Genomic DNA, 24,703 nt, shown 5'->3' with positions numbered 1-24,703 from the left:
GAGAGTGATCTCTTCAGCTGATGTGTACTAATAGGTCGAGGACTTTACCAAATATAGTCTTGAAAGTTTAGATTCAGTGTTCGGTTTTCAGGGAATAGCTCTTGACAAAAGAGAATGCTTGTAGTACCATATTCAAGTATTCGTTTTACGGCCCGGTGGCTCAGCTGGTTAGAGCGCCGCCCTGTCACGGCGGAGGTCAGGGGTTCGAACCCCCTTCGGGTCGCTGCAGATAGTATCTAGTATCTGCACTGTACATTAACAGTTTTATACGGGATCTTAGCTCAGCTGGGAGAGCATCTGCCTTACAAGCAGAGGGTCATAGGTTCGAGCCCTATAGGTCCCATTCTTCTTAAGTACCCGCTTAAGAAGATACGCCGATGTGGCTCAATTGGCAGAGCAGCTGATTTGTAATCAGCAGGTTAACGGTTCGAGTCCGCTCATCGGCTCTAAGTGGGTGGCTTCCCGAGTGGCCAAAGGGGACAGACTGTAAATCTGCTGCAAATTGCTTCGGTGGTTCGAATCCACCGCCACCCATTCAATATATCGCGGGGTGGAGCAGTCTGGAAGCTCGTCGGGCTCATAACCCGAAGGTCACAGGTTCAAATCCTGTCCCCGCTACTACGTGCCTCGATAGCTCAGTAGGTAGAGCAACGGACTGAAAATCCGTGTGTCACCGGTTCGATTCCTGTTCGAGGCACTTTTTTATATTAATAATTATTTTCCGAGTTTTCTCTTTATGAGAAAGCTCATTTTTTATATGCAGACTTGTAAGCAACTATCTATCACGTGTTACAATGATTTAAGGATCATATGCTGATAGCAATTAAGTATTATAGGTGACTAGCTAAAGCACTGATATACTACAGGTTTATGGGAATACTAATCATAAATATTCATATGAGGTAGGTGTCAAAAGTTCCTTTTGACACCTTATGACTAACGGATTGTTCCGTTTCTTCGAAACTCTCACAATCCTAAAACATTCGCAAATCCGCACTACGTGCTACTTTGCTCATGTTTTGCGGGTCATAAATTCATATTCGATTTCGAGCAAGCTCGAATCGAAATGACTTTTGACCCTTACGTCATTCATATAAATAATTAATTCAATGGGATATGGGAAGACATTATGGGTAAGATCATAGTACTGATGGGCAAGAGCACAACCGGAAAGGATACCTTGTACAAGAAACTTCTCTCTGATGAGCAATTGGGACTTAAAAGGGTAGTCCCCTATACTACAAGGCCCATGAGAGATGGTGAAAAGGAAGGCATGCAGTATCATTTCGTAGATGAAGAGGGTTATAATGACTTCTTTCTGGGCCGAAAAATCATAGAAGAGAGGGTTTATCAAACCCAGTATGGACCCTGGAGATATTTCACTGCAGATGATGGGCAGATAGATCTGGACAAGGGGAGCTTTCTCCTTATAGGTACTTTGCAGGCTTTCATATCTCTTACAAAATACTACGGCGAAGAGGATGTTATACCTGTATATATAGAGATACCTGACAGAGTCAGGATCGAAAGGGCCATCAGAAGAGAGAACAGGCAGGCCCAGCCTAAATATGACGAGATGTGCAGGCGCTATCTTGCTGATGATAAGGACTTCTCCGAAGAATGCATACGAGAGGCCGGCGTAACGAAGCGTTTTAATAATGACAGACCTATTGAAGAGAGCCTTGCTGAGATCAGCAGCTACCTCATAGAAAAGGGCATTTAACAAGCCATATAGATAAAACTGTCTACTTACAAAATGTTGGATCTTTCTATTAACAGAGAGGTTTGAATATGGACTTTAGAGTTAACAATGTGCAACAGGCAAGTCAGATTCAGGAGACTCAAAAGAATGCTCCTGTAGATGACAGCTTTAAATTCACACTGGCTTCCAAGATTGGAGATGAGGCTCTTGCCCAGCGCCTTACTCTTATGATGGAGGATATCCAACAGCAGGGTAAGCTTATTTCCAAAAAGCATGATATCAAAGATATGCAGCGCTACAGAAAGATGATAAGAGAGTTTCTCAATGAGGTGGTTAGCAGATCTCATACCTTTACCAGAGAAAATTTTTTGGACAGAAGGGGTAGGCACAGAGTATACGGCATTATCAGACTGGTAGATGAAAATCTGGACGAATTGGCCAAGGCGCTTTTTGCAGACGAAAAGGACAATATCACTATCATGGGGACGATAGGAGATATTGAAGGTCTTTTGCTTGACCTGTTTACATAAGCATTTTTATATTTGGGACGGGGAGGACATCAATGGGAGAATTCAAAGATATACTGGGGCAGGAGCAGATCAAGGACCATCTATTTAATGCTCTTACAACAGGAAAAGTATCACATGCATATATAATCTCCGGCGAAAAGGAATCCGGTAAAATGCTTATAGCAGAGACCTTTGCTCAGGCTCTGCTTTGCACAGACAGGAAGGCTTCAGAAGTGGAGCCCTGCGGAAGCTGTCATTCGTGTATCCAGGCAGTCAATCACGATAATCCCGATATCATAACTGTTACTCACGAGAAGCCTGCAACCATCTCAGTAGATGAGATCAGGGCTATGTGTGACGATGTATATCTAAAGCCCTATCAGGGAGATCACAAGATCTATATAATCCCCGAAGGGGAGAAGATGAATATCCAGGCGCAGAATGCACTTCTCAAGACTCTGGAGGAGCCGCCTGCCTATTGCGTGATCATCATATTGACAGATAATCCCGATGCTTTTTTGCCTACTATATTATCCCGATGCATCATGCTGCCTATAAAGCCTGTGCCTGACAGTATGATCAGGAGCTTTCTCATGGAGCACTATCATGTTCCGGACTACAGGGCGGATGTATGCGCAGGCTTTGCCAGAGGCAATGTGGGTAAGGCGATCATGCTCTCAGGCAATGAACATTTTGATGAGATGAGAAAGCGCACTATGACAATGGTATCCAAGCTCTCTCAAAAGACACTGACAGAGAATCTTTCTGAAATGAAAGAAATCCTCAAAAACTATGATGAAGCTCTGAAAGCAGCGGAAGAAGAGAGGCTGGCAAAAGAAAGTGCTAGGGAGGAGGCTGATAATCCCAAAAAGGGGAGAAAAAAAGCCAAAAGCTCTGATGATCAGCCTAAAGAGGACAAGAACGCCAAAAAGACAGCATCTAAAGATTCTGCATACGCTTTTTTGGATATCCTGCTCTTCCTTATAAGGGATATCATGGTGAAAAAGGCTGCTGAAGATGAGCAAAACTTGATTTTATCCGATGAATTATCGTATATTAGAGATGCGGCTTCAAAGTGCTCCTTTCATGCCCTGCGCCTTGCAGGAGAAGAAGTGGAGAGAGCCAGAAGGCGTATACGGTCAAACGTAAATACAGATCTTGCCCTTGAAGTGATGATGATCGATCTTAAAGATTATCTGGCAGGATAAGGAAATAGCTCTTAGAGAAATATAAGCAGAGCTGGAATAGAGGTATAAATGGCAATAGTCATAGGCGTGCGATTCAGAACAGCCGGCAAAATATATTTTTTTGCGCCCGAGGATCATGAGGTCAAGAAGGGTGATCACGTAATAGTAGAGACTGCAAGAGGTGTTGAATATGGCACTGTTGTGGTTCCTATCAGTGAAGTGGATGACAGCAAGGTCATCAAACCTGTTAAGCCCATCCTTAGGATTGCGAATGAGACAGATGAAGTCCAGGAGAGGGAGAACAGGGTCAAAGAGAAAGAAGCATTTAAGCTCTGCCAGGAGAAGATAAGAGCTCATGGCCTTGAAATGAAGCTTATTGATGCAGAGTATACTTTTGATAATAATAAGATACTCTTTTACTTTACTGCAGACGGCAGGATAGATTTTAGAGCATTGGTAAAAGATCTGGCTGCAGTATTCAGGACCAGGATCGAGCTTAGGCAGATCGGTGTAAGGGATGAGACCAAGATCATAGGCGGATACGGAATATGCGGAAGGCCGTTGTGCTGCCACTCATATCTGTCGGATTTTATCCCTGTATCCATCAAGATGGCCAAGGAGCAGAATCTGTCCCTTAACCCTACCAAGATCTCCGGAGCTTGCGGCAGGCTCATGTGCTGCCTCAAGAATGAGGAAGAGGTATACGAGGAGCTTAATAAGAAGCTTCCCAAGGTAGGAGACATAGTGTCCACAGATGACAATATGGAAGGTGAAGTTGCTTCTGTTAACGTGCTCAGACAGCTGGTCAGGATCCTGGTAGAAGTGGATGATGAAAAGGAATACCACGATTATCCTGCTGATCAGGTGCATTTCCTCAGGAAAAAGGCTAAGCATAATAACCAGAAGCAAAACAAGCAGGAACCTGAAGAAGATCTTGAAGAATTAAAAGCACTGGAAGACAGCGGAACAGATGGGGATCTAAACGGTCCTGCCGAGGATGCTGCTCCCAGAAAGAATGATAAGGGCGATAATAGGAATAAAGGCCAGAGAAGAAATTCTCAAGCAGGCTTCCAGGGCAAAAATAACGGCCAGCGTCAGGGCGCAAATAACAAAGCCGGAGATAACCGTCAGCAGGCTCCCGGACAAAACGGCCAGGGCGGAAGGGACAAAGGTCAAAGCAGAAATGACAAGGCTCAGGGCGGAAGGGACAGAAAGAATAATCATCCCAGGAACCGCCAGGGCAAGAATCCTTCTGCGCCCCAGGCTATAGCTAATAAAGAAAACTCTCCTGCGCCTCAGGCAGTAAATATAGAATCGGAATAAAGAATGAATGTTGAATTAAAGGAAGGCGAAAGAATAGACGACCTGCAAAGAAACGGATTAAAGATCATTCAGGATCCGGGCAGGTTCTGCTTTGGAATGGATGCGGTCCTTCTCTCCGGCTTTGCGACAGATGCGGGGGCTCCTACTCCCAGATCTGCCATGAAGGGAGCAAGGCTTCTGGACATGGGAACCGGGACAGGGATATTGCCTATACTGCTCTCTGCCAAGACAAAGGCATCAGAGCTTGTAGGACTGGAGATCCAGGAAGAAAGTGCAGAGATGGCATCAAGAAGTGTGATGCTCAACGATCTGGCGCCTCGTGTAAAGATAATTCAGGGTGATATCAAGGAAGCAGGCAGCCTTTTTGGGGCTGCCTCTTTTGACGTAGTCACCTGCAATCCTCCCTATATGACCGGAGGACACGGTATTATCAATAAGGACGCGCCAAAGACCATAGCAAGACATGAGCTTTTGTGCAGCTTTGATGATGTGGCGAGAAACGCTGCATACGTGCTTAAGGAAAAAGGCAGATTCATGCTGGTCCACAGGCCTTTTCGCCTGGCAGAGATAATAGTGACTCTTTCGCGTTACAAGCTGGAAGTCAAGAGAATGCAGCTGGTATACCCCTTCATAGACCATGAGCCCAATATGGTCCTCATAGAAGCAGTCAAGGGGGGAAAAGCACGTATGACAGTCCAAAAGCCTCTTGTAGTCTATGAAAAGCCCGGAGTATATACCCCTGAGATCTATGATATATATGGCTACTGATCTGCAGAGGGATCAGGCTTTAGGGCGACATGAGCCGGATTATTAAGGAGATGAAAAGATGAGCGAAGAATGGGGAAGTCTGTATTTGTGCGCAACACCCATAGGCAATCTTAAGGATATTACTGCAAGGGTCATTGAGACTCTTGAAATGGCAGATCTCATAGCAGCAGAGGATACCAGAAACAGCATACATCTGCTGACGCATTTTGGTATCCGTACACCTATGACCAGTTATCATGAATACAATAAATATGACAAAGCAGAATACCTCATCGGTGAGATGAGGGCAGGCAAAAATATAGCACTGATCACCGATGCCGGTACTCCGGGAATATCTGATCCGGGAGAAGTGCTTGTAAAGAGGTGCCATGAGGAAGGGATAAGAGTGACCTCTCTTCCCGGACCTGCAGCCTGCATCACAGCACTGACCATGTCGGGGCTTCCCACCAGAAGGTTTGTCTTTGAAGGTTTCCTTCCCGGAGCCGAGGACAAGAAGGGTAGAAAAAAAGTCTTGGAGAGCATCAGGAAAGAACATAGGACCTTGATATTTTACGAAGCTCCCCATCATCTAAGGGCCTTTTTGGCTGATATAAACGAATATCTTGGTAACAGAAATATAGCTCTGTGCAGGGAACTTACCAAGAAATTTGAAGAAGTAAAGCTCACGACCGTAACGGATGCTATTGCATATTATGAAGAAAATGATCCCAGGGGGGAATACGTCCTGGTAATAGAGGGCGCCGATGAAAAAAAGCTGGAAGAAGAAGAGAGGCGCAGGTGGGAAGAAATGACGCCAAGGGATCATATGGATTATTATCTTGATCAAGGGGTAGACAGGAAGGAAGCCATGAAGAAGGTGGCTAATGACAGAGGGATCCAGAAGAGGGAGCTATATAAGCTGCTTAATGGCAGTAATTGATAATTGAATATAAATACTCCGAATTTAGAATAATAAGCGTTATAGTGTCAACAAATCCGTTAAGAAATCACATGTTTGCAGAAAATTAAGATGACTTTATCCTGCATCTAATGTATAATTACCTAGGTAGAGTGGGAAGGAAGTTATTCTTTTTCCCCGTTCGGCCCGCCTGTATGTTTATGCAGGTGATCTGATATGATATTTTTATTATCCATAAAGGAGGCAATAAAGGATGAGTAAAGTAGATTTAACAAAGTATGGCATCACAGGTGTGACCGAGGTAGTTTACAATCCTTCTTATGATCAGCTCTTTGATGAAGAGACAAAGGCTGAGCTTGAGGGCTTTGACAAGGGGCAGGAAACAGAGCTGGGTGCAGTAAACGTTATGACAGGTATTTATACCGGACGTTCACCCAAAGATAAGTTCATCGTTATGGACGAGAACTCCAAGGACACAGTATGGTGGACCACTCCCGAGTATCCCAATGACAACCACGTTGCTACTCAGGAAGCATGGGCTGCTTGTAAGGATATAGCAATCAAAGAGCTGTCTAACAAGAGACTCTTTGTAGTGGATGCATTTTGCGGTGCAAACAAGGATACCAGAATGGCTGTTCGTTTCATCATGGAAGTAGCATGGCAGGCACACTTCATCCGCAACATGTTCATTAAGCCTACAGCTGAAGAGGAAGAGAACTTCGAGCCTGATTTCGTAGTTTACAACGCTTCCAAGGCTAAGGTTGAGAATTACAAGGAACTGGGCCTCAATTCTGAGACAGCAGTTGTATTTGATATCACAAGACGTGAGCAGGTTATCATCAACACATGGTACGGCGGTGAGATGAAGAAGGGTATGTTCTCAATGATGAACTACTATCTGCCTCTTAAGGGCATCGCTTCCATGCACTGCTCCGCAAATACAGATATGGAAGGCAAGAACACAGCTATCTTCTTTGGTCTGTCCGGAACAGGTAAGACTACACTGTCCACAGATCCCAAGAGACTGCTGATCGGTGATGACGAGCACGGCTGGGATGACAACGGCGTATTCAACTTCGAGGGCGGCTGCTATGCTAAGGTTATCGGCCTTGATAAGGAGTCTGAGCCTGACATCTACAACGCTATCAAGAGAGATGCTCTTCTTGAGAACGTAACTGTAGCTGCTGATGGCAAGATCGACTTTGATGATAAGAGCGTTACAGAGAATACTCGTGTATCTTATCCTATCGACCACATTGACAACATCGCTCTGAAGGTTAACAAGATCTCTTCAGGTCCTGATGCTGAGAACGTTATCTTCCTGTCAGCCGATGCATTCGGAGTACTTCCTCCTGTATCAATCCTGACACCTGAGCAGACTCAGTACTACTTCCTGTCAGGCTTCACAGCTAAGCTTGCCGGAACAGAGAGAGGCATCACAGAGCCTACACCTACATTCTCTGCATGCTTTGGACAGGCATTCCTTGAGCTTCATCCTACAAAGTACGGTGAAGAGCTGGTTAAGAAGATGCAGAAGTCCGGAGCTAAGGCTTACCTTGTAAATACAGGTTGGAACGGCACAGGCAAGAGAATCTCCATCAAGGATACTCGTGGTATCATCGATGCTATCCTTAACGGTGATGTTAACAAGGCTGAGACCAAGAAGATCCCGATCTTCGATTTCGAAGTTCCTACATCTCTTCCCGGAGTTGATCCTGCAATCCTTGATCCCAGAGATACATATGCTGATGCAGCTGAATGGGATGCAAAGGCAAAGGATCTTGCTGAGAGATTCATCAAGAACTTCAAGAAGTATGAAGGCAATGATGCTGGTAAGGCACTGGTTGCTGCAGGCCCCAAGCTTTGATCTTCCGGCCCCCTGCTTTAGAGGCATTTTTGTAAATAAGCTATAATGGTCAATATATGACAATAGTCCCGGCAGTTTATCTGCCGGGATTTTCATATAATAACGAATAAAGGTAAATAGCATGACTAATAGTCTTATGACAGGTAGAGTTTTGGCAGTATCCATTGGAGAAATATTTGATAATTCCCCTGTATGGTTAATAGTTCCCGTTGCTTTTGCTGTGATAGCGCTCCTGATATTATTGGTTCGCAGGATCAGCAAAAGGCTCCCTCAGGAAATGGATGAGCTGTCTGGTGATGAATTTGAATATTACTGTGCTGATATCCTAAGGGCAAATGCTTTTGATAATGTAACTGTTACCAAGGGATCGGGAGATTTTGGCGCTGATATCCTCTGTGAAAGAGATGGCATCAAATATGCCATTCAGTGCAAATGCTATGACAAGCCTGTGGGAGTCCATGCTGTTCAGGAGGTATACGCAGCAAAGGACTATTATGACAGAATGGTGGGGGTGGTGATGTGCAATCAGTATTTTACAGCGCCTGCCAGGAAGATGGCAGATAAGCTGAGGGTATTGCTTTGGGACAGGGATATTGTTGGCGATATGCTCAGAAATACGGGGAGATAAGATGTACTAAGAGGAAAACTGTTATTGGCGGCAGGGAGGAAATATATATCAAAAAAAGCATAATGTAAAACAATAGATATGACGATATACTGAGTGGACGATTTTTCCATAATATTTGACGCGTAAATTGCTTGTCATTGGCTGTTTTGACGTGATTGGAGATTCCGGTATGTCGTGGAATATTAGCTATACAATAGTTACCACCTTTGTTTTAATACTTCTTATGTATTTTTATCTGAGCAGGCCCAGGCTTAAGCTCAAATCCAATTATGTTTTTACTATTCTTGTAATCTCTGAGATGGCTACGCTCCTTACGGACATTGTTTCTACAATAATGGACATGGAGCATGAGCGCTTTTCTGTGCTGTCATTGTATCTTGCCAATATGGCTTTCTTTATCCTTTACATGGGAAGGAGCTATTCGCTTCTTGTTTATACTATTACTATACTCAGGCGTAAGACTAGCTATTATAATCATGTATTGCGTGTCTTTTCAGTGATCCACACTATCATAGAGCTGATCACGCTTAGCAGCTTCTTTACGGGACTGGTATTTAGCATCGATCCCGAGAGGGGCTATGTGAGCGGCCCTATGTACAATCTTGTATATATTGCTCTTTATCTATACCTCATAAGTGGTATTTTCTTTATTATCCTTGCAAGAAACAGACTGGCCCTGGATGATTTTATGGCGCTTATGCTGGCGCATATTGTGCTGGTATTTGGCGGTATTGTCAGGTATCTTTTCCCCGGAGTCCTGCTTATGGACGCATTCTTTATGATATCTATCCTTGCTTTCTTCCTATCTTTTGTCAGTTCGGATCTGTATATGGACAGGTCTACAAGGCTCTTTAATGACCAGGCCTTTGAAAATGTGGCAAAGGAGAAGTATGAGGAAGGTAGTCAGTTTTGGTTTGCTGCGCTGATCATCCAGAACTACAGAGAGATAAGGGATGTATTTGGCGGATCTACCACAGACGAGGTCATTGCCAAAGTTGCTGACTATCTAAAGAAAACTGCGGGCAAAAAGGACATTTATTATTTGGGCGATGGCGGCTTCCTGTTTACTGCATCAGATGATAGTCAGAGTCAGATGATATGCGACGATCTGAGAGAGCGCTTTAAGGATGCCTGGTATACTGAGTCTGCCAGTGTGGTCCTTGATGCAGAATATGCTGAAAAAGATGAAGAACTGAAGATCAGCTCTGCAGAGCAGCTTTTGGAATGCCTTAGAACAATGATAGAAACTGCAGGCAAGGAATATACCTTTGCTGAGGAACGTGACAGCAGCAGCGAAAATGCAAAAACAGGTCCGGATTATTCGCTTCCCAAGCAGGGCAGGCTCCTTATGAATATTATTGACCAGCCTATGCTGGATCAGATCACCAGAGGATTTGCTGTCAAGAAGTGCCTTTATGATGCGATAGATAATAACAGGATGCTCATATTCCTTCAGCCTATAGTAAAAGCTGATAGTGGTGAGATAGCAGGTGCTGAGGCTCTGGCCAGGCTTGATGACAAGGAGCTGGGCATGATCCCTCCAGGGGAATTCATACCTATAGCAGAGCAGAACGGCAAGATAGACAAGCTGGGCGAGCAGATATTCAGAAAGTCCTGTGCATTTATGCAGCAGTATGGAAGTCAGCTGGGACTGGAATTTATCAATATCAATCTGTCCCCTATCCAGTGTATGGATAGAAACCTGGCAGATAAGCTGACTAATATCACCAAAGAATACGGTATTGCCACAAATAAGATTCATTTGGAGATCACAGAAGAGTCCCTTATAGACGAGGCTTTTCTTGAGTGGCAGATGAAGGTGCTCATCGGCAAGGGCTTTACCTTCTCTCTTGATGATTATGGAAGCGGTTATTCTAATCAGTTCAAAGTAAAAAGATATCCCTTCAACGGCGTGAAGCTGGATATGGGGATTGTGTGGGCTCATTTCTCTGAGCCTGACCGCCTGCTTCCTACTACGGTCCGTATGTTTGTGGACAGAGGTCTGTCTGTAACTGCGGAAGGCGTAGAAAATAAGGATATGGCGGAAGGCTTGTGTGACATGGGCTGCACCTATCTGCAGGGCTTTTATTTCTCCAGACCTTTGTCTGTTGAAAGGTTTGTTGAATTTGCAAAATCTCAGAGAAATAGCGAATAAGAGCCTTTGCAATACTTTTCTGTCAGTCTGATCTATCCCGGACAAAAAATAATGTTTGACTAAATGGACAAAATGTATGATTATAGTAACTGTTTGTTTTCTTATTTTTAAAAAGAAAACAGACTAATAGGCGATGTGGTTAAATAAAGGAGATCAGATTATGACTAACAGGGAGCTTCAAATAACAGCCAATGAAGTCCGTAAGGGCATCATCAGCTCAGTGCATGCAGCCGGTGCGGGTCATCCCGGCGGATCATTGTCTGCTGCAGACATCATCACTTTTCTTTATATGGAAGAGCTGAATATTGATCCAAAGGATCCTGTAGGAGCAGATAGAGACCGTTTTGTACTTTCAAAGGGTCATTGCGTACCTGCTATGTATGCAGCTATGGCAGAGAGGGGATATTTTCCCAAAGAAGAGCTTCTGACACTCAGAAAGCTTGGTTCCCGCCTTCAGGGACATCCTTCAATGCAGTATCTGCCCGGTATCGATATGAGCACAGGCTCTCTTGGTCAGGGTATATCAGCAGCCTGCGGTATGGCTCTGTCAGCCAAGATGGACGGCAAGGATTTCCGAGTATATACACTTCTGGGAGATGGCGAGCTTGAAGAGGGCCAGGTATGGGAAGCTGCTATGTTTGCTGGCTTTAGAAAGCTGGATAATCTTACAGTCATCATTGATAACAACGGCCTTCAGATTGACGGCCCTGTTGACACTGTATGTTCTCCTTATCCTATAGATCAGAAGTTTGAAGCTTTTGGATTTAATGTGATCAATATTGATGCTCATGATTTTGACCAGATCAGAGATGCTCTTAAGGCTGCTAAAGAGTGCAAGGGAAGACCTACAGCCATCGTAGCTCACTCAGTTAAGGGCAAGGGTGTTTCCTTCATGGAGAACCAGGCCGGATGGCACGGTAAGGCACCTAACGATGCCCAGTATGAACAGGCCATGGCAGATTTGGAAGAGATTGGTAAAGCTATCTGATGGAGGATCAAATAATGAGTGAAAAGAAGAAAATAGCAACAAGAGACAGTTACGGTGCAACTCTTGCGGAGTTGGGCGATATATATCCCAATCTGGTAGTACTGGATGCAGACCTTGCAGAGTCTACCAGAACAGGCGTGTTCCAGAAGAAGTTTCCTGAGCGTCATATTGACTGCGGTATTGCAGAGGGCAATATGATGGGTATTGCTGCAGGACTTGCTACAACAGGCAAGATCCCTTTTGTAAGTTCTTTTGCAATGTTTGCAGCAGGACGTGCTTTTGAACAGGTACGTAACAGCATTGGTTATCCTCATCTTAATGTTAAGATTGGCGGTACTCATGCAGGTATCACTGTAGGTGAGGACGGCGCTTCTCATCAGTGCAACGAAGATTTTGCGCTTATGAGCGTTATTCCCGGTATGGTAGTTATGTGCCCTGCTGACGATGTTGAAGCAAGAGCATGTGTTAAGGCTGCTGTAGAGCATGACGGTCCTGTATATATCAGGTTTGGAAGGGCTGCCTGCAATGTGATCAATGACCGTCCTGACTATCATTTTGAGATTGGCAAGGGCAGCGTTGTCAGAGAAGGAACAGATGTTACTATCGTAGCAACAGGTATCTGCGTGGATTCAGCTCTTGAAGCAGCTGAGAAGCTGTCCGCTGATGGCATCAGCGCAGAGGTTATCAATATCTGCACTATCAAGCCTATTGATGGTGAGCTGATCGCAAAGTCTGCTGCTAAGACTGGCAAGGTAGTTACAGTTGAAGAACACTCTGTTATCGGTGGTCTTGGAAGTGCTGTATGCGAAGCCCTTGCAGAGCTTTGCCCTACCAAGGTCAAGAGACTTGGTATGCAGGACAGATTCGGTGAATCAGGCACAGCAGATGAGCTGGTACACAAGTTTGGTCTGGATGGCGAAGGCGTATACAGATCAGTCAAGGAATATCTTGCATAATTAATTCAAATCATATAGACGTCCGGGGAGATAATACTGCCCCGGACGTTTTTGCGGAGGATCATTATGAACATTCTGGCACCTTCCATACTCTCAGCAGATTTTGCCAATCTGGGAGAAGATGTGGCTAAATGCGCCGATGCCGGCGCAGAATATATACATATAGACGTAATGGACGGGATCTTTGTTCCCTCCATATCACTTGGATTTCCTGTGATCACCAGTCTTAGGAAGGTTACAGACAAGGTGTTTGACGTGCATCTTATGATCACTGATCCTATCAGATATATAGAGCGCTTTTGCAAAGCTGGAGCTGATATCGTGACTTTTCATGTGGAAGCTTGCTCTGACCCTGCTGCAGTCATAGACGAGATACACAGATGCGGAGCAAAAGCCGGTATCACATTAAAGCCCGCCTCGCCCCTTGAGGATATCCTTCCTTATCTGGACAAGGTGGAGCTGGTGCTGGTCATGAGCGTAGAGCCGGGCTTTGGTGGACAGGAATATATCCCTTCATCAACAGAGAAGATCAGAAAGCTCAGGTCCATCATAGACGAGAGAGGTCTTAGCGATATGGACCTTGAAGTAGATGGAGGCATCAAGCTCTTTAACGTGCGGGAGGTTTTGGATGCGGGAGCCAATGTTATTGTGGCAGGCTCTGCTGTCTTTGCAGGAGATATAGCAGCCAATACAGCTTCTTTTGTAGAAAAGATGTGCTTGAAACAAAAATAATTCTTCATTAAAATTAAATTACAGGTAGTATTGTTCGATAATATAAGAAGGGAACAGATTAATGCTCAGAGAGTTTGTGGAACTTAGGCACACTATTTTCACAGATGAATGCAGCGACTGGCAGAGCGCACTTGAAAAGTGCGTAGAACCCCTTGTGGCCGACGGCTGCGTAAAGGCAGAGTACGCCCGGGATATTATCAACAATGTTGTGAAATACGGGCCCTACATAGTTTTGTCACCGGGAGTCGCCATGCCTCATGCACAAGGCGATAATGGGAATGTCTTAAAGAGCAGCATATCTTTTATGAAATGCGGCAATAAGGTTTTCTTTGATGACGAAAATTATGCGGACCTGTTTTTTACTATTGCGGCAAGAGATCCCGACGAACATCTGGAAAATATGCAAAAGCTAATGGAGATTCTGCAAAATGAGGAACTGATGGACAGGCTCCATGATGTAGAGTCAGATGAGGATATCCTCAAACTGGCAGATGAGTTTGATATCTGACCGGCTGAGGGAAGAGCCCTGTTCAAAGGTCCCGGATGAAGCTGATCCGGGGATGGATCTTATTGACAGCTGAAGGAAGCTGGCGGAAAGGAGAACGATTTGGTAAGCATTCTGGCATGTTGCGCAAACGGAGCTGGAACATCACTCATGATGGCCATGACTCTGGACAAGGTAGTGAAGGAAAAGGGCTGGAACGTTTCCAAGACCCATCATTGTAACCTGGAAGAAGGCAAAGAGACCGCCGAGAATTATGACGTTGTTCTCTGCCCTCAGAATTTCATCGGCATTTTTGATCCTGCAAGGGATAAGGGCGTGAAGGTGATCGGACTAAAAAATGTCCTTTCAGCTCAGGAAATAACTGAGAAGCTTGAGGCTTCCGGTGTGCCCCTTGTTTGATTGAAAAACAAGGTTTTGCAGCTGTCTCCAAAAATGAATCCAAAGCTTTCCCACTAAAAATGATGGGATTTTATTATTTTTGATGGTAATAAAGGAAGAAATCTGATAAACTTTCTTTATAGAGGTATTTTTTGTTTTACTAAGGAGGATAATAAAATGGTATCTGCAAAACTTAAGATCGTGAATGGCGAAGGACTTCACATGCGTCCTGCAAGTGTAATGAGCAAGGCTATGACACCTTTTCAGAGTTCTATCAAGATCAAGTTCAATGGCAAGGAATATGATGCCAAGTCTGTTATGATGCTGATGAGCGCTTGTATCAAGCAGGGGGCAGAGATTGAAGTAGTATGTGACGGCCCTGATGAGAAGGATGCCCTCAAGGCTGCTACCGATCTTATCAATAATGGACTGGGTGACTGATCAATAGGATGATAGGAGAAAGTATTATGTATGAGGGGATTGCCGCATCTCGCGGAATCGGTATTGGGGCGGTATGCAGGATCGAGGAACACGATCTGACATTTGATATGCATCAGGTCGAGGATGTTGCTGCCGAAAAACAGAGGCTGCATGATGCAGTAAAGAGGTTTAAAGAAGAGACTACCGAAATGGCTGAGGATGTCAGGAAGAGGATCGGACCTAAAGAAGCCGCTATCCTTGAGGGACATCTGGAAATGATATCAGATCCGGCCATGGTCGGCGAGATGGACAAGATGATAGATAGCAGACAGTGTGCTGAAGCTGCTGCTACAGCGGTTTGTGATATGTTCATCAACATGTTCTCATCCATGTCAGATGAGCTGATGAATCAGAGAGCCGCTGATGTCAGAGATATCAAGACCAGTATCTTAAAGCTGCTCCTTGGTATTGAAGATATCGATATCAGCAAGGTTGCACCCGGTACAGTACTGGTTGCAAGAGACCTGACTCCTTCAATGACATCTCAGATCGTCAAGGAGAATGTGGCAGGTATCATCACTGAGATAGGTGGTAAGACCTCACATTCAGCTATCCTTGCAAGAGCCCTTGAGATACCCGCAGTACTGTCAGTGCCCGGTATCCTGGATCAGGTTCATGACAAGGATACAGCGATCATAGATGGAACTGAAGGCCAGGTATTCATCAATCCTGAAGGAGATGTCCTGTCCACTTACATCCGTAAGCGTGAGGACTATATCCGTAAGCAGGGTGAGCTGAGAAAATTCTACGGTAAGGATACAGTTACAGCAGATGGCAAGAAGCTGGAGCTCTTCTGCAATATTGGTACTCCCAAGGATGCCAAGAAGGCTATGGAGTGTGATGGTGAAGGCATTGGCCTTTTCCGTTCCGAGTTCCTCTTTATGAACAGTAGCCATCTTCCCAGCGAGGATGAGCAGTTCGAGGCATACAAGGAAGCAGTTGAGACTATGCAGGGCCGCGCTGTGATAATCAGGACCCTTGATATTGGCGGCGATAAGGATATACCTTATCTTCACCTTAAGAAGGAAGATAACCCCTTCCTGGGATTCAGAGCAGTCCGTTATTGCCTGAAGAATGCTGATGCATATAAGGTTCAGCTCCGTGCTATCATGAGAGCAAGTGCATTTGGTAAAGTTAAGATCATGCTCCCTCTCGTTACTGTAGTTGATGAGATCAGGGCAGCCAAGGCTCTTGTGGCAGATATAGCAAAGGACCTTGAAGCTGAAGACATTGATTTTGACAGGAACATTGAAGTGGGATGCATGATCGAGACAGCATCTGCTTCACTTATAGCTGATAAGCTGGCCAAGGAATCTGCCTTCTTCTCAATCGGAACCAATGACCTTACACAGTACACCATGAGCGTAGACAGAGGTAATCCCCATGTGGCATATCTCTACTCCGCTTTCCAGCCTTCGGTACTGCGTTCTATACGCAATATCATAAAGGCAGCCAATGAGGCGGGCATTCCTGTGGGAATGTGCGGCGAGGCAGCGGCAGATCCGCTGATGATCCCTCTCCTTATCGCCTTTGGCCTTGATGAGTACAGTGTAAATCCTGTGCTTGTACTGACTGCTCGCTGCATCATCAGCAAGTGGTCTGTGGAAGAAGCAAAGGCTCTGGCTGATAAGGTTATGGAGCTGGATACTGAGAAAGAGATTGTTGATCTTCTCAAGGCTTCTGCCAAAGAATTGTGATATAATAAGCTTTCGTATGGGGCTGCGGTATGCGTTGCATGTCGCAGCCTTTTATCTTTATATGACTAAGGAGCGTTATGAGCAAAAGAGCATTTCCTAAACCCGGTAATTTCGTATATCCTGTTCCTGCTGTAATGGTGAGCCTTAAGGGAGCAGATGGACAAAAGAATATTTTTACTGCAGCCTGGACGGGCACGGTATGCTCTGATCCGCCGATGGTATATGTCTCTGTGAGAAAAGAGCGTTATTCACATCATATGCTTACTGAGACAGGAGAATTTGTGATCAATCTCCCGGATAAAAAGCTGGCCTTCTCTACTGATTACTGCGGCTGCACAACAGGAGCCAAGGTTGATAAGTTTGCAGCGTGTGGCCTTACTCCCAGGGAGGGGATAACAGTAGGCGCTCCCTCAATAGAAGAAGCTCCTGTATCCATAGAATGCAAGGTGACTCAGGTGCTGGAGCTGGGTACTCATGATATGTTCCTGGCGGAAGTCACGGCCGTTCTTGTAGATGAGAAATATATAGATGACAAAGACGTCTTTCATATGGACAGAGCAGGGCTCATAGCTTATGAGCATGGGGCCTACAGGGAGCTGGGAGAGACTCTGGGACGCTTTGGATATTCTGTGAGAAAAAAGCCCGCGGATAAGAAAACAGAAGCTAAGAAAAATAAAAGCAAAAAGGTTATCGGAGTTAAGAAAAATAATTGATAAGTCTGAGAGCTTTTGCAAATATGGCGTCTTTCGGCTATACTATAACGTGAATCATTTTCGCTAATAGTTAAATTGAAAGGCAATAGAATGTATACAAAGATAGGCAGTAACGAGCCCTGCTGGTGCGGCAGCGGCAAGAAGTACAAGAAATGTCATGAACGCTTTGATGACAAGATCATAGGTTATGAGCTGAAGGGTGCTCTTGTTCCCTCCAGGAAGATCATCAAGACAAAAGAACAGGTAGAAGGAATCAAGGCCAGCGCCAAGATCAATATGGCATGTCTGGACAGGGTGGCTGCAGAGATCCATGCAGGCATGTCCACAGAAGAGATCGACCATATTGTGGCTGAGACTACCAGAGAGATGGGCGGCATCCCTGCTCCCCTTGGATATGAAGGCTTCCCAAAGAGTGTCTGCACATCCATTAATGATCAGGTATGTCATGGTATCCCTTCTCCTACAGATATATTAAAAGATGGCGATATTATCAACGTAGACTGCTCCACCATACTGAACGGATATTTCTCTGATTCATCACGTATGTTCTGCATCGGAGAGGTATCTCCCGAAAAGCAAAAGCTGGTAGATGTGACAAGGGAGTGCGTTGAGGCGGGTATCAAAGCAGTAAAGCCCTGGACCTTTATGGGAGATATGGGACATGCAGTACATCAGCATGCTCTTGATAATGGATATACAGTAGTCAGAGAGATTGGCGGACATGGCTGCGGACTGGAGTTCCACGAGGATCCTTTTGTAAGCTTTGTATCTAAGCCCGGTACCGAGATGCTCATGGTACCCGGCATGACCTTTACTATAGAGCCCATGGTGAATATGGGTACTGACAAGATATTCGTAGACGAAGAGAATGACTGGACCATATATACAAGAGACGGTAAACCTTCCGCCCAGTGGGAGGTACAGGTCCTGGTAACAGAAGACGGCTGCGAGCTTCTGACATGGTAAGATAGGGACTATACGTCACAGGTCAGGACATTGAAGTGCATCCATGCACTTCAGAACATGTCCAAATACATCCTTATATTCCTGGCAAAGATATATATGAAATAAGCGGGCTTTTGCCCGAAAAAGGAGTAATAAATTATGCAGACTAAAGGCAAATATTACATCACCACAGCCATAGCTTACACATCCGGTAAGCCTCATATAGGCAATACCTATGAAGCTATCCTGGCTGATGCCATTGCACGCTACAAGAGATGTGATGGTTATGACGTTCATTTCCAGACAGGCTCTGATGAGCATGGTCAGAAAATCGAGACCAGAGCTATCGAGGCTGGATGCGCATCTCCCAAGGAATTTGTAGATGCTGTATCCGGAGATATCAGACGTATCTGGGATAAGGTAGGTACTTCTTATGACCGCTTTATCCGTACAACAGACGATGATCATGTTCGCCAGGTCCAGAAGATGTTCAAGAAGTTCTATGACCAGGGCGATGTATATAAGGGCTCATACAAGGGCAAATACTGTACAGAATGTGAAGCCTTCTATACAGATTCCCAGCTCAATAACGGCAAGTGCCCTGTATGCGGCGGAGATGTTCATGAGGAGGAAGAGGAAGCTTACTTCTTCAAGATGAGCAAGTATACTGACAGGCTCATAAACTATATAAATGAGCATCCCGATTTCATTCAGCCTGTAGCCCGCAAGAATGAGATGATGAACAATTTTCTCCTTCCCGGAGTACAGGATCTGTGCGTATCCAGGTCCAGCTTCAAGTGGGGCATTCCTGTGGATTTTGATCCGGGTCATGTGGTATATGTGTGGCTGGATGCTCTTGCTAACTACATAACCGGTATTGGCTATGATGTTGATGGCAATAATTCCGAGGACTTTAACAAATACTGGCCCTGCGACCTGCATCTGGTGGGTAAGGATATCATCCGTTTCCATACTATCTACTGGCCTATATTCCTGATGGCCCTTGACGTTCCGCTTCCCAAGCAGATCTTTGGTCATCCCTGGCTCCTTCAGGGCGGTGAGAAGATGAGCAAGTCCAAGGGAAATGTTATCTATGCTGACGATCTGGTAGATATTTTTGGCGTAGATGCTGTGCGCTACTTTGTACTTCATGAGATGCCCTTTGACAATGACGGCACTATTACCTGGGAGCTGATGGCAGAGCGCTTTAATTCCGATCTTGCCAATACTCTGGGTAATCTGGTCAACCGTACCATTGCCATGACCAATAAATATTTTGACGGAATAGTATCCAATCCTCATGTGGATGAGCCTGTGGATGAGGACCTCAAGAAGGTTGTCACATCCTGCTACAAGACCGTTGAAGAGAAGATGGACGGACTTAGGGTTGCAGATTCCATCACAGAGATATTTGCACTGTTTAAGCGCTGCAACAAGTATATAGACGAGACTGAGCCCTGGATCCTGGCCAAGGACGAGGCAAAACAGGACAGACTCAGGACTGTTCTCTACAATCTGACAGAATCTATCATGATAGGTGCAGGACTCCTCTATCCTTTCATGCCTGATACTGCCACACGTATAGCAGCAGACCTTAATGCTGATATCAGGGCTTTTGACAGCCTTGAGACCTTTGGCCTTTATCCTGATGGCAACAAGGTCAGCAGCCAGCCTACAATGCTCTTTGCCAGAAAAGACCTGGCAGAAGTACTGAAGGCTACAGAAGAGATCACCAGACTTCAGAAGGAAGACTATATAAAGACTCAGACTACTGCCATTGAGAATCTCGAGAAGGCAGGCAGGAGCTTTGATGCTGACAAGATCAGACAGAATCTGGCAGCCATCGGCGAAGGTGCTGTCAGCGATGAAGAAGTGATAGATATTGAGTCAAAGCCTGAAATAGAATACGATCAGTTTGCATCCATGCAGTTCCAGGTAGGCGAAGTTATAAAGTGTGAAGCAGTAGCCAAGTCCAAGAAACTCCTGGTATCCCAGGTAAGGGTGGGCAGCCGCACACTTCAGATAGTATCCGGTATCCGCAAATACTACTCACCTGAAGAGATGGTGGGCAAGAAGGTAATGGTACTCGTTAACTTAAAGCCTGCAAAGCTTGCGGGAGTGGACTCTGAGGGTATGCTCCTTTGTGCTGAAGGCGCAGACGGAGAGTTGTCCCTTATGGTTCCCGAAAAGAAGATGCCTGCAGGAGCAGAGATCGCCTGATCCAAAGAGAACGATCTGCCCATTCTGATCTATCAGGATGGGCAGCCTATCTATAGCTTATATCTTGTGAATACTGACTAAATGATCATAGAACTGAGGTGAGCCTATGGTGACAAAGGAAGAGTTCTATTACGGTTCGGCAGATGGTATCAGCAGGATCCATGCGGTGGTATGGAAGCCTGAGGGAGAGCCTCTTATGGCGATCCAGATAGTACACGGGATGCAGGAATTTATAGACAGATATGATGAGTTTGCCCGCTTCCTTGCAGAAAAGGGATATCTGGTATGCGGCGAAGACCACCTGGGTCATGGAGAATCTGTTCCCGAGGGCGGCAGCTATGGCTATTTCTGCAGTAGAGAGCCTGAGAGAGTGATCGTTGATGATACTCACAGGCTTAGCCAGCTGATCAGGAATTCATACGGCGCTATACCTATTATCCTCTTTGGACACAGCTTTGGCTCCTTTATCACAAGGGATTATCTTGCCAGATACGGCAGAGAGCTCAAAGCCTGCATATTGTCAGGTACAGGCTATATGCCTGAGAAGCTTCGCGCTCTGGCCAGCGCTATCTGTAAGGTCCAAAGGCTCTTTCTTGGAGATAAGCATGAAGCCAGGATGCTCAATAAGATGGGCTTTGGCAGCTACCTGTCAAGGATAGATAATCCACGTACGCCTCAGGACTGGCTTAGCTATAATACTGAGAGCATTGACCTCTACAGGGCTGACAAGAGATGTATGTTTTGCTTTACCTTAAACGGTTTTGCCACACTTTTTGCCCTGCTAAAAAGGGTAAATGACAAGCGCCTCATGGCGGATATCCCCCATGACCTGCCCATATATATGGCTGCAGGCAAGGAGGATCCTGTTGGCGGCTACGGCGTTGATGTAGAGAAGCTCTATCATGTATACAAGGATGAGATAGGTCTTAATGTGGAACTAAAGCTCTATGACGGCATGCGCCATGAGCTCCACAATGAGCCCGGAAGGCAGGCTGTATACGAGGATTATCTGGCCTGGATCAGGAGATACTCCAATGATTAAGGACAAGAGATGCCACATCCGCCGCGGCTTTGCAGCTGATTGGGATACTGCCATGGAGCTTGCCTGGCGTACCTTTGAAGAGTTCAATGCCCGCGATTATTCCCAGGAGGGCAGGGACAACTTCATGCATTTCGTAAAAGATGATGAGCTCTATCGTCAGTTTGCCCTGGGCAATTATCAGCTCCTTTTGGCAGAAGATATAGGAGACGAGGATGATGAGCGCCCTATCATCGGCATGCTCCTTCTTAGAGAGAACAGGCATATCTCCCTTCTCTTTGTAGACGGCAGCTGCCACAAAAGAGGCGTGGGACATGAACTGGTCAAATGCGCCACGGATTGGGTATCAGCCTGCAAGAAGAGCTTCTATATCACTGTAAATGCAGCTCCCTATGCCAAAGAGTTCTATCATCATGAAGGCTTTGAGGATGTGGAGATCGAGAAACTGGATAACGGGATTTTATATATTCCCATGCGTAAAAAGATTATTTGATGGAAAAGGATAGAAAAAATGTCAACGTTATTTAATATGGATAGCCCTATAATGAGATTTTTGGGACGCCTTGCTGATCTGATGCTGCTCAATCTCATAACTCTTCTGGGCTGCCTTTTGATCATCCCTGCCGGTGCTTCTATCACAGCTATGCATTATGTGCTCCTTAAGATGGCCAGAGGCAAGGATACGTATATTATCAGGGATTGGTGGAAATCCTTTAAGCTTAATTTTAAACAGGCTACTATCATATGGCTTGTGATGCTGGTGTTCATAGCCGTACTTGGCTTTGACTTTATCAGCTACAGGAGTGGAGCCGTGAATCTCCCGGGCATTATGACGATCCTCACCGCAGTTGCGGCGCTGATCCTCTACATCGTCTTTCTGTACATATTCCCCATACTATCAAGGTTTTCCAATAGTATCAGGGTCACTCTCAAGAATTCACTGCTCATGGCTATCCTTGGACTTCCCAGGACTGTGGCCATGGCTGTTGTGACAGCGCTTCCTACGGTATTTTTCCTGCTCCTTCCTGATGCAGCCATGAGGGTGATGCCCCTTTATCTGGTATTTGGTATGAGCGTTCCGGGACTTATATGTGCTTATTTATACAGTCCTCTTTTTGCCAGATTTGAGCCTGAAGAAAAGGAAGAAGCAGGCGAGGAGCTTACTGATGATGACTATAAGCAGGCTGCCAGGATCCTGCAGTCTGACGATGTTATCGAGGAGCAGGAACTCAAGGATTGATGATAGTTTCTATTTTCGATAGATTATAGAGCGTTTTTATATGCTTTAATGGTCAAACTATACATAAAAAGCCGCATCATTCGGCATCTTGCCGAGGGGATGCGGCTTTTTATAGTCAGAATGTCAGAGATGTATATATTGAATATTATTCATAAGCAATTTGTCTAAGAGATTCGGGAAAATTTGTGGAATCGCTCCATATCAAAAAAAATCCCCTAAGGATATACTGATAAAGGATGTTGGAGGGGAAACAATCAAGTTGCTTCATCCACGAATAGTAAGAATCGTAAATTAACCAGATGGAGGTTATGAGAAATGGCAAGTTTACAGCTGGATCACGTTACAAAACAGTACCCTAACGGATTTGTAGCAGTTAAAGATTTTAATCTTGATGTTGAAGACAAGGAATTCATCATTTTCGTAGGCCCTTCAGGATGCGGAAAGTCTACAACACTTCGTATGATCGCAGGTCTGGAGGATATCAGCTCCGGTACACTGAAGATCGGCGGCAAGGTAATGAACGATGTAGAGCCCAAGGATCGTGATATCGCAATGGTATTCCAGAACTACGCTCTGTATCCTCACATGACAGTATATGATAACATGGCTTTCGGACTTAAGCTCCGTAAAGTTCCTAAGGATGAGATTGACCAGAAGGTTAAGGCAGCAGCTAAGATCCTGGATCTGTCCAATCTCCTTGATCGTAAGCCCAAGGCTCTGTCCGGTGGTCAGAGACAGCGTGTAGCTATGGGACGTGCTATCGTACGTAATCCTAAGATCTTCCTTATGGATGAGCCTCTTTCAAACCTGGATGCAAAGCTTCGTGTTCAGATGAGAACAGAGATCGCTAAGCTTCACCAGAAGCTGGGCACCACAATTGTATACGTTACACACGATCAGACAGAGGCTATGACTCTTGGTACCAGGATCGTAGTTATGAAGGACGGTGTTATCCAGCAGGTTGACACACCTCAGAACCTGTATGAGAAGCCCGCTAACCTCTTCGTTGCAGGATTCATGGGATCACCTCAGATGAACTTCCTGGATGCTGACGTTGAAGTTGCAGGAGATGTTGCATTCCTGAAGATCGCTGGACAGAAGATCGAGCTTCCTCCGGCTAAGTCCAAGAAGCTGATCGATGGCGGCTACAACGGCAAGAAGGTTACATTCGGTATCCGTCCTGAAGATGTTGATGATTCCGAAGTATTCGTAAACACAGCTAAGGCAGTATTCGAGTCTACAATCAACGTATACGAGCTCCTTGGTGCAGAAGTTTACCTCTACTTTGATCTGGAAGGCTTCCCTATCACAGCACGTGTAGATTCCAGAACAACAGCTAGACCTGGCGATAAGGTTAAGTTCGGTTTCGATGTAGAGAAGATCCACATCTTTGATAAAGAGACAGAGAACACAATCACCAACTAATAGTTTGGCAGTGATCTGAATAATAATGATTGCACAGATGATGGGAAAACCTTCATCTGTGCAATTTTTTTACCGAATACTATGGTGTGATGTACTGTTAATCTTGCGCATGGGATGAATTTAACATATATTAACAATAGGATCGATAATATAATGAGGTAGGTGTCAAAAGTTCCTTTTGACACCTTATGACTAACGGATTGTTCCGTTTCTTCGAAACTCTCACAATCCTAAAACATTCGCAAATCTGCACTACGTGCTACTTTGCTCATGTTTTGCGGGTCATAAATTCATATTCGATTTCGAGCAAGCTCGAATCGAAATGACTTTTGACCCTTACGTCATATA

22 protein-coding genes, 6 tRNA genes and 1 pseudogene are annotated in these 24,703 nt (G+C 45.1%); all 29 read left to right on the top strand.

The window, feature by feature from the left end:
* The first annotated feature begins 149 nt into the window (after positions 1–149).
* Positions 150–223 (top strand) — tRNA-Asp (locus G636_RS0113015).
* A 47-nt stretch (positions 224–270) separates the two neighbouring features.
* A tRNA-Val gene (locus G636_RS0113010) sits at positions 271–343 on the top strand.
* Positions 344–373: 30 nt separating this feature from the next.
* Positions 374–446: transfer RNA gene (locus tag G636_RS0113005), tRNA-Thr, on the top strand.
* A 6-nt stretch (positions 447–452) separates the two neighbouring features.
* Positions 453–534 (top strand) — tRNA-Tyr (locus tag G636_RS0113000).
* 10 nt (positions 535–544) lie between these two features.
* Positions 545–618, top strand: a tRNA-Met gene (locus G636_RS0112995).
* A gap of 6 nt (positions 619–624) precedes the next feature.
* Positions 625–697, top strand: a tRNA-Phe gene (locus G636_RS0112990).
* 432 nt (positions 698–1,129) lie between these two features.
* Complete coding sequence (locus tag G636_RS0112985; protein ID WP_026508409.1) at positions 1,130–1,723, top strand: guanylate kinase; 594 nt, start codon at positions 1,130–1,132, stop codon at positions 1,721–1,723.
* A 68-nt stretch (positions 1,724–1,791) separates the two neighbouring features.
* Entirely contained in the window at positions 1,792–2,232 is a 441-nt protein-coding gene (locus G636_RS0112980; protein ID WP_026508408.1) for a YaaR family protein, read from the top strand.
* Between the two features lie 32 nt (positions 2,233–2,264).
* Positions 2,265–3,419 (top strand): DNA polymerase III subunit, encoded by a 1,155-nt coding sequence (locus G636_RS0112975; protein WP_026508407.1) that lies wholly within the window; start codon positions 2,265–2,267, stop codon positions 3,417–3,419.
* Between the two features lie 48 nt (positions 3,420–3,467).
* A pseudogene (locus G636_RS20920) lies at positions 3,468–4,355 on the top strand (PSP1 domain-containing protein); the annotation flags it as partial.
* Positions 4,356–4,724: 369 nt separating this feature from the next.
* Positions 4,725–5,489: a tRNA1(Val) (adenine(37)-N6)-methyltransferase gene (locus tag G636_RS0112965; protein ID WP_026508406.1), complete on the top strand. Its 765-nt coding sequence runs from the start codon at positions 4,725–4,727 to the stop codon at positions 5,487–5,489.
* 58 nt (positions 5,490–5,547) lie between these two features.
* On the top strand, positions 5,548–6,408 hold the full coding sequence (gene rsmI / locus G636_RS0112960; RefSeq protein ID WP_026508405.1) for a 16S rRNA (cytidine(1402)-2'-O)-methyltransferase: 861 nt from the start codon (positions 5,548–5,550) through the stop codon (positions 6,406–6,408).
* Positions 6,409–6,640: 232 nt separating this feature from the next.
* Positions 6,641–8,254 carry a phosphoenolpyruvate carboxykinase (ATP) gene (gene pckA, locus G636_RS0112955; RefSeq protein WP_026508404.1) on the top strand — a complete coding sequence of 538 codons (1,614 nt, stop codon included), beginning with the start codon at positions 6,641–6,643 and terminating at the stop codon, positions 8,252–8,254.
* 121 nt (positions 8,255–8,375) lie between these two features.
* Positions 8,376–8,882, top strand: a complete 507-nt coding sequence (locus G636_RS0112950) for a restriction endonuclease (RefSeq protein ID WP_242826971.1) — start codon at positions 8,376–8,378, stop codon at positions 8,880–8,882.
* Positions 8,883–9,051: 169 nt separating this feature from the next.
* Complete coding sequence (locus tag G636_RS0112945; protein WP_026508402.1) at positions 9,052–11,037, top strand: EAL domain-containing protein; 1,986 nt, start codon at positions 9,052–9,054, stop codon at positions 11,035–11,037.
* A 160-nt stretch (positions 11,038–11,197) separates the two neighbouring features.
* On the top strand, positions 11,198–12,025 hold the full coding sequence (locus G636_RS0112940; protein ID WP_026508401.1) for a transketolase: 828 nt from the start codon (positions 11,198–11,200) through the stop codon (positions 12,023–12,025).
* 14 nt (positions 12,026–12,039) lie between these two features.
* Positions 12,040–12,981 (top strand): transketolase family protein, encoded by a 942-nt coding sequence (locus G636_RS0112935; protein WP_026508400.1) that lies wholly within the window; start codon positions 12,040–12,042, stop codon positions 12,979–12,981.
* A 63-nt stretch (positions 12,982–13,044) separates the two neighbouring features.
* Positions 13,045–13,713, top strand: coding sequence for a ribulose-phosphate 3-epimerase (gene rpe / locus G636_RS0112930; RefSeq protein WP_026508399.1), 669 nt, complete (start codon positions 13,045–13,047; stop codon positions 13,711–13,713).
* A gap of 61 nt (positions 13,714–13,774) precedes the next feature.
* A complete protein-coding gene (locus G636_RS0112925) occupies positions 13,775–14,221 on the top strand; it encodes a PTS sugar transporter subunit IIA (RefSeq protein ID WP_026508398.1) in 447 nt (148 codons plus the stop codon).
* 99 nt (positions 14,222–14,320) lie between these two features.
* Positions 14,321–14,617, top strand: coding sequence for a PTS sugar transporter subunit IIB (locus G636_RS0112920; RefSeq protein ID WP_026508397.1), 297 nt, complete (start codon positions 14,321–14,323; stop codon positions 14,615–14,617).
* Positions 14,618–14,773: 156 nt separating this feature from the next.
* On the top strand, positions 14,774–15,037 hold the full coding sequence (locus G636_RS0112915) for an HPr family phosphocarrier protein (RefSeq protein ID WP_026508396.1): 264 nt from the start codon (positions 14,774–14,776) through the stop codon (positions 15,035–15,037).
* Positions 15,038–15,063: 26 nt separating this feature from the next.
* The gene (gene ptsP, locus G636_RS0112910; protein ID WP_026508395.1) at positions 15,064–16,773 is read left to right on the top strand and encodes a phosphoenolpyruvate--protein phosphotransferase; all 1,710 of its coding nucleotides are present in this window, start codon (positions 15,064–15,066) and stop codon (positions 16,771–16,773) included.
* A 77-nt stretch (positions 16,774–16,850) separates the two neighbouring features.
* A complete protein-coding gene (locus tag G636_RS0112905) occupies positions 16,851–17,486 on the top strand; it encodes a flavin reductase family protein (RefSeq protein WP_026508394.1) in 636 nt (211 codons plus the stop codon).
* A 90-nt stretch (positions 17,487–17,576) separates the two neighbouring features.
* A complete protein-coding gene (locus G636_RS0112900; protein WP_026508393.1) occupies positions 17,577–18,452 on the top strand; it encodes a methionyl aminopeptidase in 876 nt (291 codons plus the stop codon).
* Between the two features lie 138 nt (positions 18,453–18,590).
* Positions 18,591–20,651: a methionine--tRNA ligase gene (gene metG / locus G636_RS0112895; RefSeq protein ID WP_026508392.1), complete on the top strand. Its 2,061-nt coding sequence runs from the start codon at positions 18,591–18,593 to the stop codon at positions 20,649–20,651.
* A 106-nt stretch (positions 20,652–20,757) separates the two neighbouring features.
* Positions 20,758–21,693, top strand: a complete 936-nt coding sequence (locus tag G636_RS0112890) for an alpha/beta hydrolase (protein ID WP_035779682.1) — start codon at positions 20,758–20,760, stop codon at positions 21,691–21,693.
* On the top strand, positions 21,686–22,183 hold the full coding sequence (locus G636_RS0112885) for a GNAT family N-acetyltransferase (protein WP_026508390.1): 498 nt from the start codon (positions 21,686–21,688) through the stop codon (positions 22,181–22,183). Before G636_RS0112890 ends, G636_RS0112885 begins: the two co-directional genes overlap by 8 nt.
* Before the next feature lie 18 nt (positions 22,184–22,201).
* Entirely contained in the window at positions 22,202–22,930 is a 729-nt protein-coding gene (locus G636_RS18570) for a YesL family protein (protein ID WP_081668462.1), read from the top strand.
* Between the two features lie 315 nt (positions 22,931–23,245).
* Entirely contained in the window at positions 23,246–24,355 is a 1,110-nt protein-coding gene (locus G636_RS0112875) for an ABC transporter ATP-binding protein (RefSeq protein WP_026508389.1), read from the top strand.
* The last annotated feature ends 348 nt before the right edge of the window (positions 24,356–24,703 follow it).

Origin of the sequence: Butyrivibrio sp. MC2013 (assembly GCF_000424585.1) — a bacterium.
In the GTDB taxonomy this organism is placed as follows: Bacteria; Bacillota; Clostridia; order Lachnospirales; family Lachnospiraceae; genus Butyrivibrio.
The sequence above is the reverse complement of the archived record's forward strand: the minus strand, read 5'-3'. Positions and strand labels throughout refer to the sequence as shown.

What these genes read in the sequence shown, in the direction of transcription:
- G636_RS0112985 (WP_026508409.1), top strand. Translation starts at nt 1,130, where the DNA reads ATGGGTAAGATCATAGTACTGATGGGCAAGAGCACAACCGGAAAGGAT.
- G636_RS0112980 (WP_026508408.1), top strand. Translation starts at nt 1,792, where the DNA reads ATGGACTTTAGAGTTAACAATGTGCAACAGGCAAGTCAGATTCAGGAG.
- G636_RS0112975 (WP_026508407.1), top strand. Translation starts at nt 2,265, where the DNA reads ATGGGAGAATTCAAAGATATACTGGGGCAGGAGCAGATCAAGGACCAT.
- G636_RS0112965 (WP_026508406.1), top strand. Translation starts at nt 4,725, where the DNA reads ATGAATGTTGAATTAAAGGAAGGCGAAAGAATAGACGACCTGCAAAGA.
- rsmI (WP_026508405.1), top strand. Translation starts at nt 5,548, where the DNA reads ATGAGCGAAGAATGGGGAAGTCTGTATTTGTGCGCAACACCCATAGGC.
- pckA (WP_026508404.1), top strand. Translation starts at nt 6,641, where the DNA reads ATGAGTAAAGTAGATTTAACAAAGTATGGCATCACAGGTGTGACCGAG.
- G636_RS0112950 (WP_242826971.1), top strand. Translation starts at nt 8,376, where the DNA reads ATGACTAATAGTCTTATGACAGGTAGAGTTTTGGCAGTATCCATTGGA.
- G636_RS0112945 (WP_026508402.1), top strand. Translation starts at nt 9,052, where the DNA reads ATGTCGTGGAATATTAGCTATACAATAGTTACCACCTTTGTTTTAATA.
- G636_RS0112940 (WP_026508401.1), top strand. Translation starts at nt 11,198, where the DNA reads ATGACTAACAGGGAGCTTCAAATAACAGCCAATGAAGTCCGTAAGGGC.
- G636_RS0112935 (WP_026508400.1), top strand. Translation starts at nt 12,040, where the DNA reads ATGAGTGAAAAGAAGAAAATAGCAACAAGAGACAGTTACGGTGCAACT.
- G636_RS0112925 (WP_026508398.1), top strand. Translation starts at nt 13,775, where the DNA reads ATGCTCAGAGAGTTTGTGGAACTTAGGCACACTATTTTCACAGATGAA.
- G636_RS0112915 (WP_026508396.1), top strand. Translation starts at nt 14,774, where the DNA reads ATGGTATCTGCAAAACTTAAGATCGTGAATGGCGAAGGACTTCACATG.
- ptsP (WP_026508395.1), top strand. Translation starts at nt 15,064, where the DNA reads ATGTATGAGGGGATTGCCGCATCTCGCGGAATCGGTATTGGGGCGGTA.
- G636_RS0112905 (WP_026508394.1), top strand. Translation starts at nt 16,851, where the DNA reads ATGAGCAAAAGAGCATTTCCTAAACCCGGTAATTTCGTATATCCTGTT.
- G636_RS0112900 (WP_026508393.1), top strand. Translation starts at nt 17,577, where the DNA reads ATGTATACAAAGATAGGCAGTAACGAGCCCTGCTGGTGCGGCAGCGGC.
- metG (WP_026508392.1), top strand. Translation starts at nt 18,591, where the DNA reads ATGCAGACTAAAGGCAAATATTACATCACCACAGCCATAGCTTACACA.
- G636_RS0112890 (WP_035779682.1), top strand. Translation starts at nt 20,758, where the DNA reads ATGGTGACAAAGGAAGAGTTCTATTACGGTTCGGCAGATGGTATCAGC.
- G636_RS0112885 (WP_026508390.1), top strand. Translation starts at nt 21,686, where the DNA reads ATGATTAAGGACAAGAGATGCCACATCCGCCGCGGCTTTGCAGCTGAT.
- G636_RS18570 (WP_081668462.1), top strand. Translation starts at nt 22,202, where the DNA reads ATGTCAACGTTATTTAATATGGATAGCCCTATAATGAGATTTTTGGGA.
- G636_RS0112875 (WP_026508389.1), top strand. Translation starts at nt 23,246, where the DNA reads ATGGCAAGTTTACAGCTGGATCACGTTACAAAACAGTACCCTAACGGA.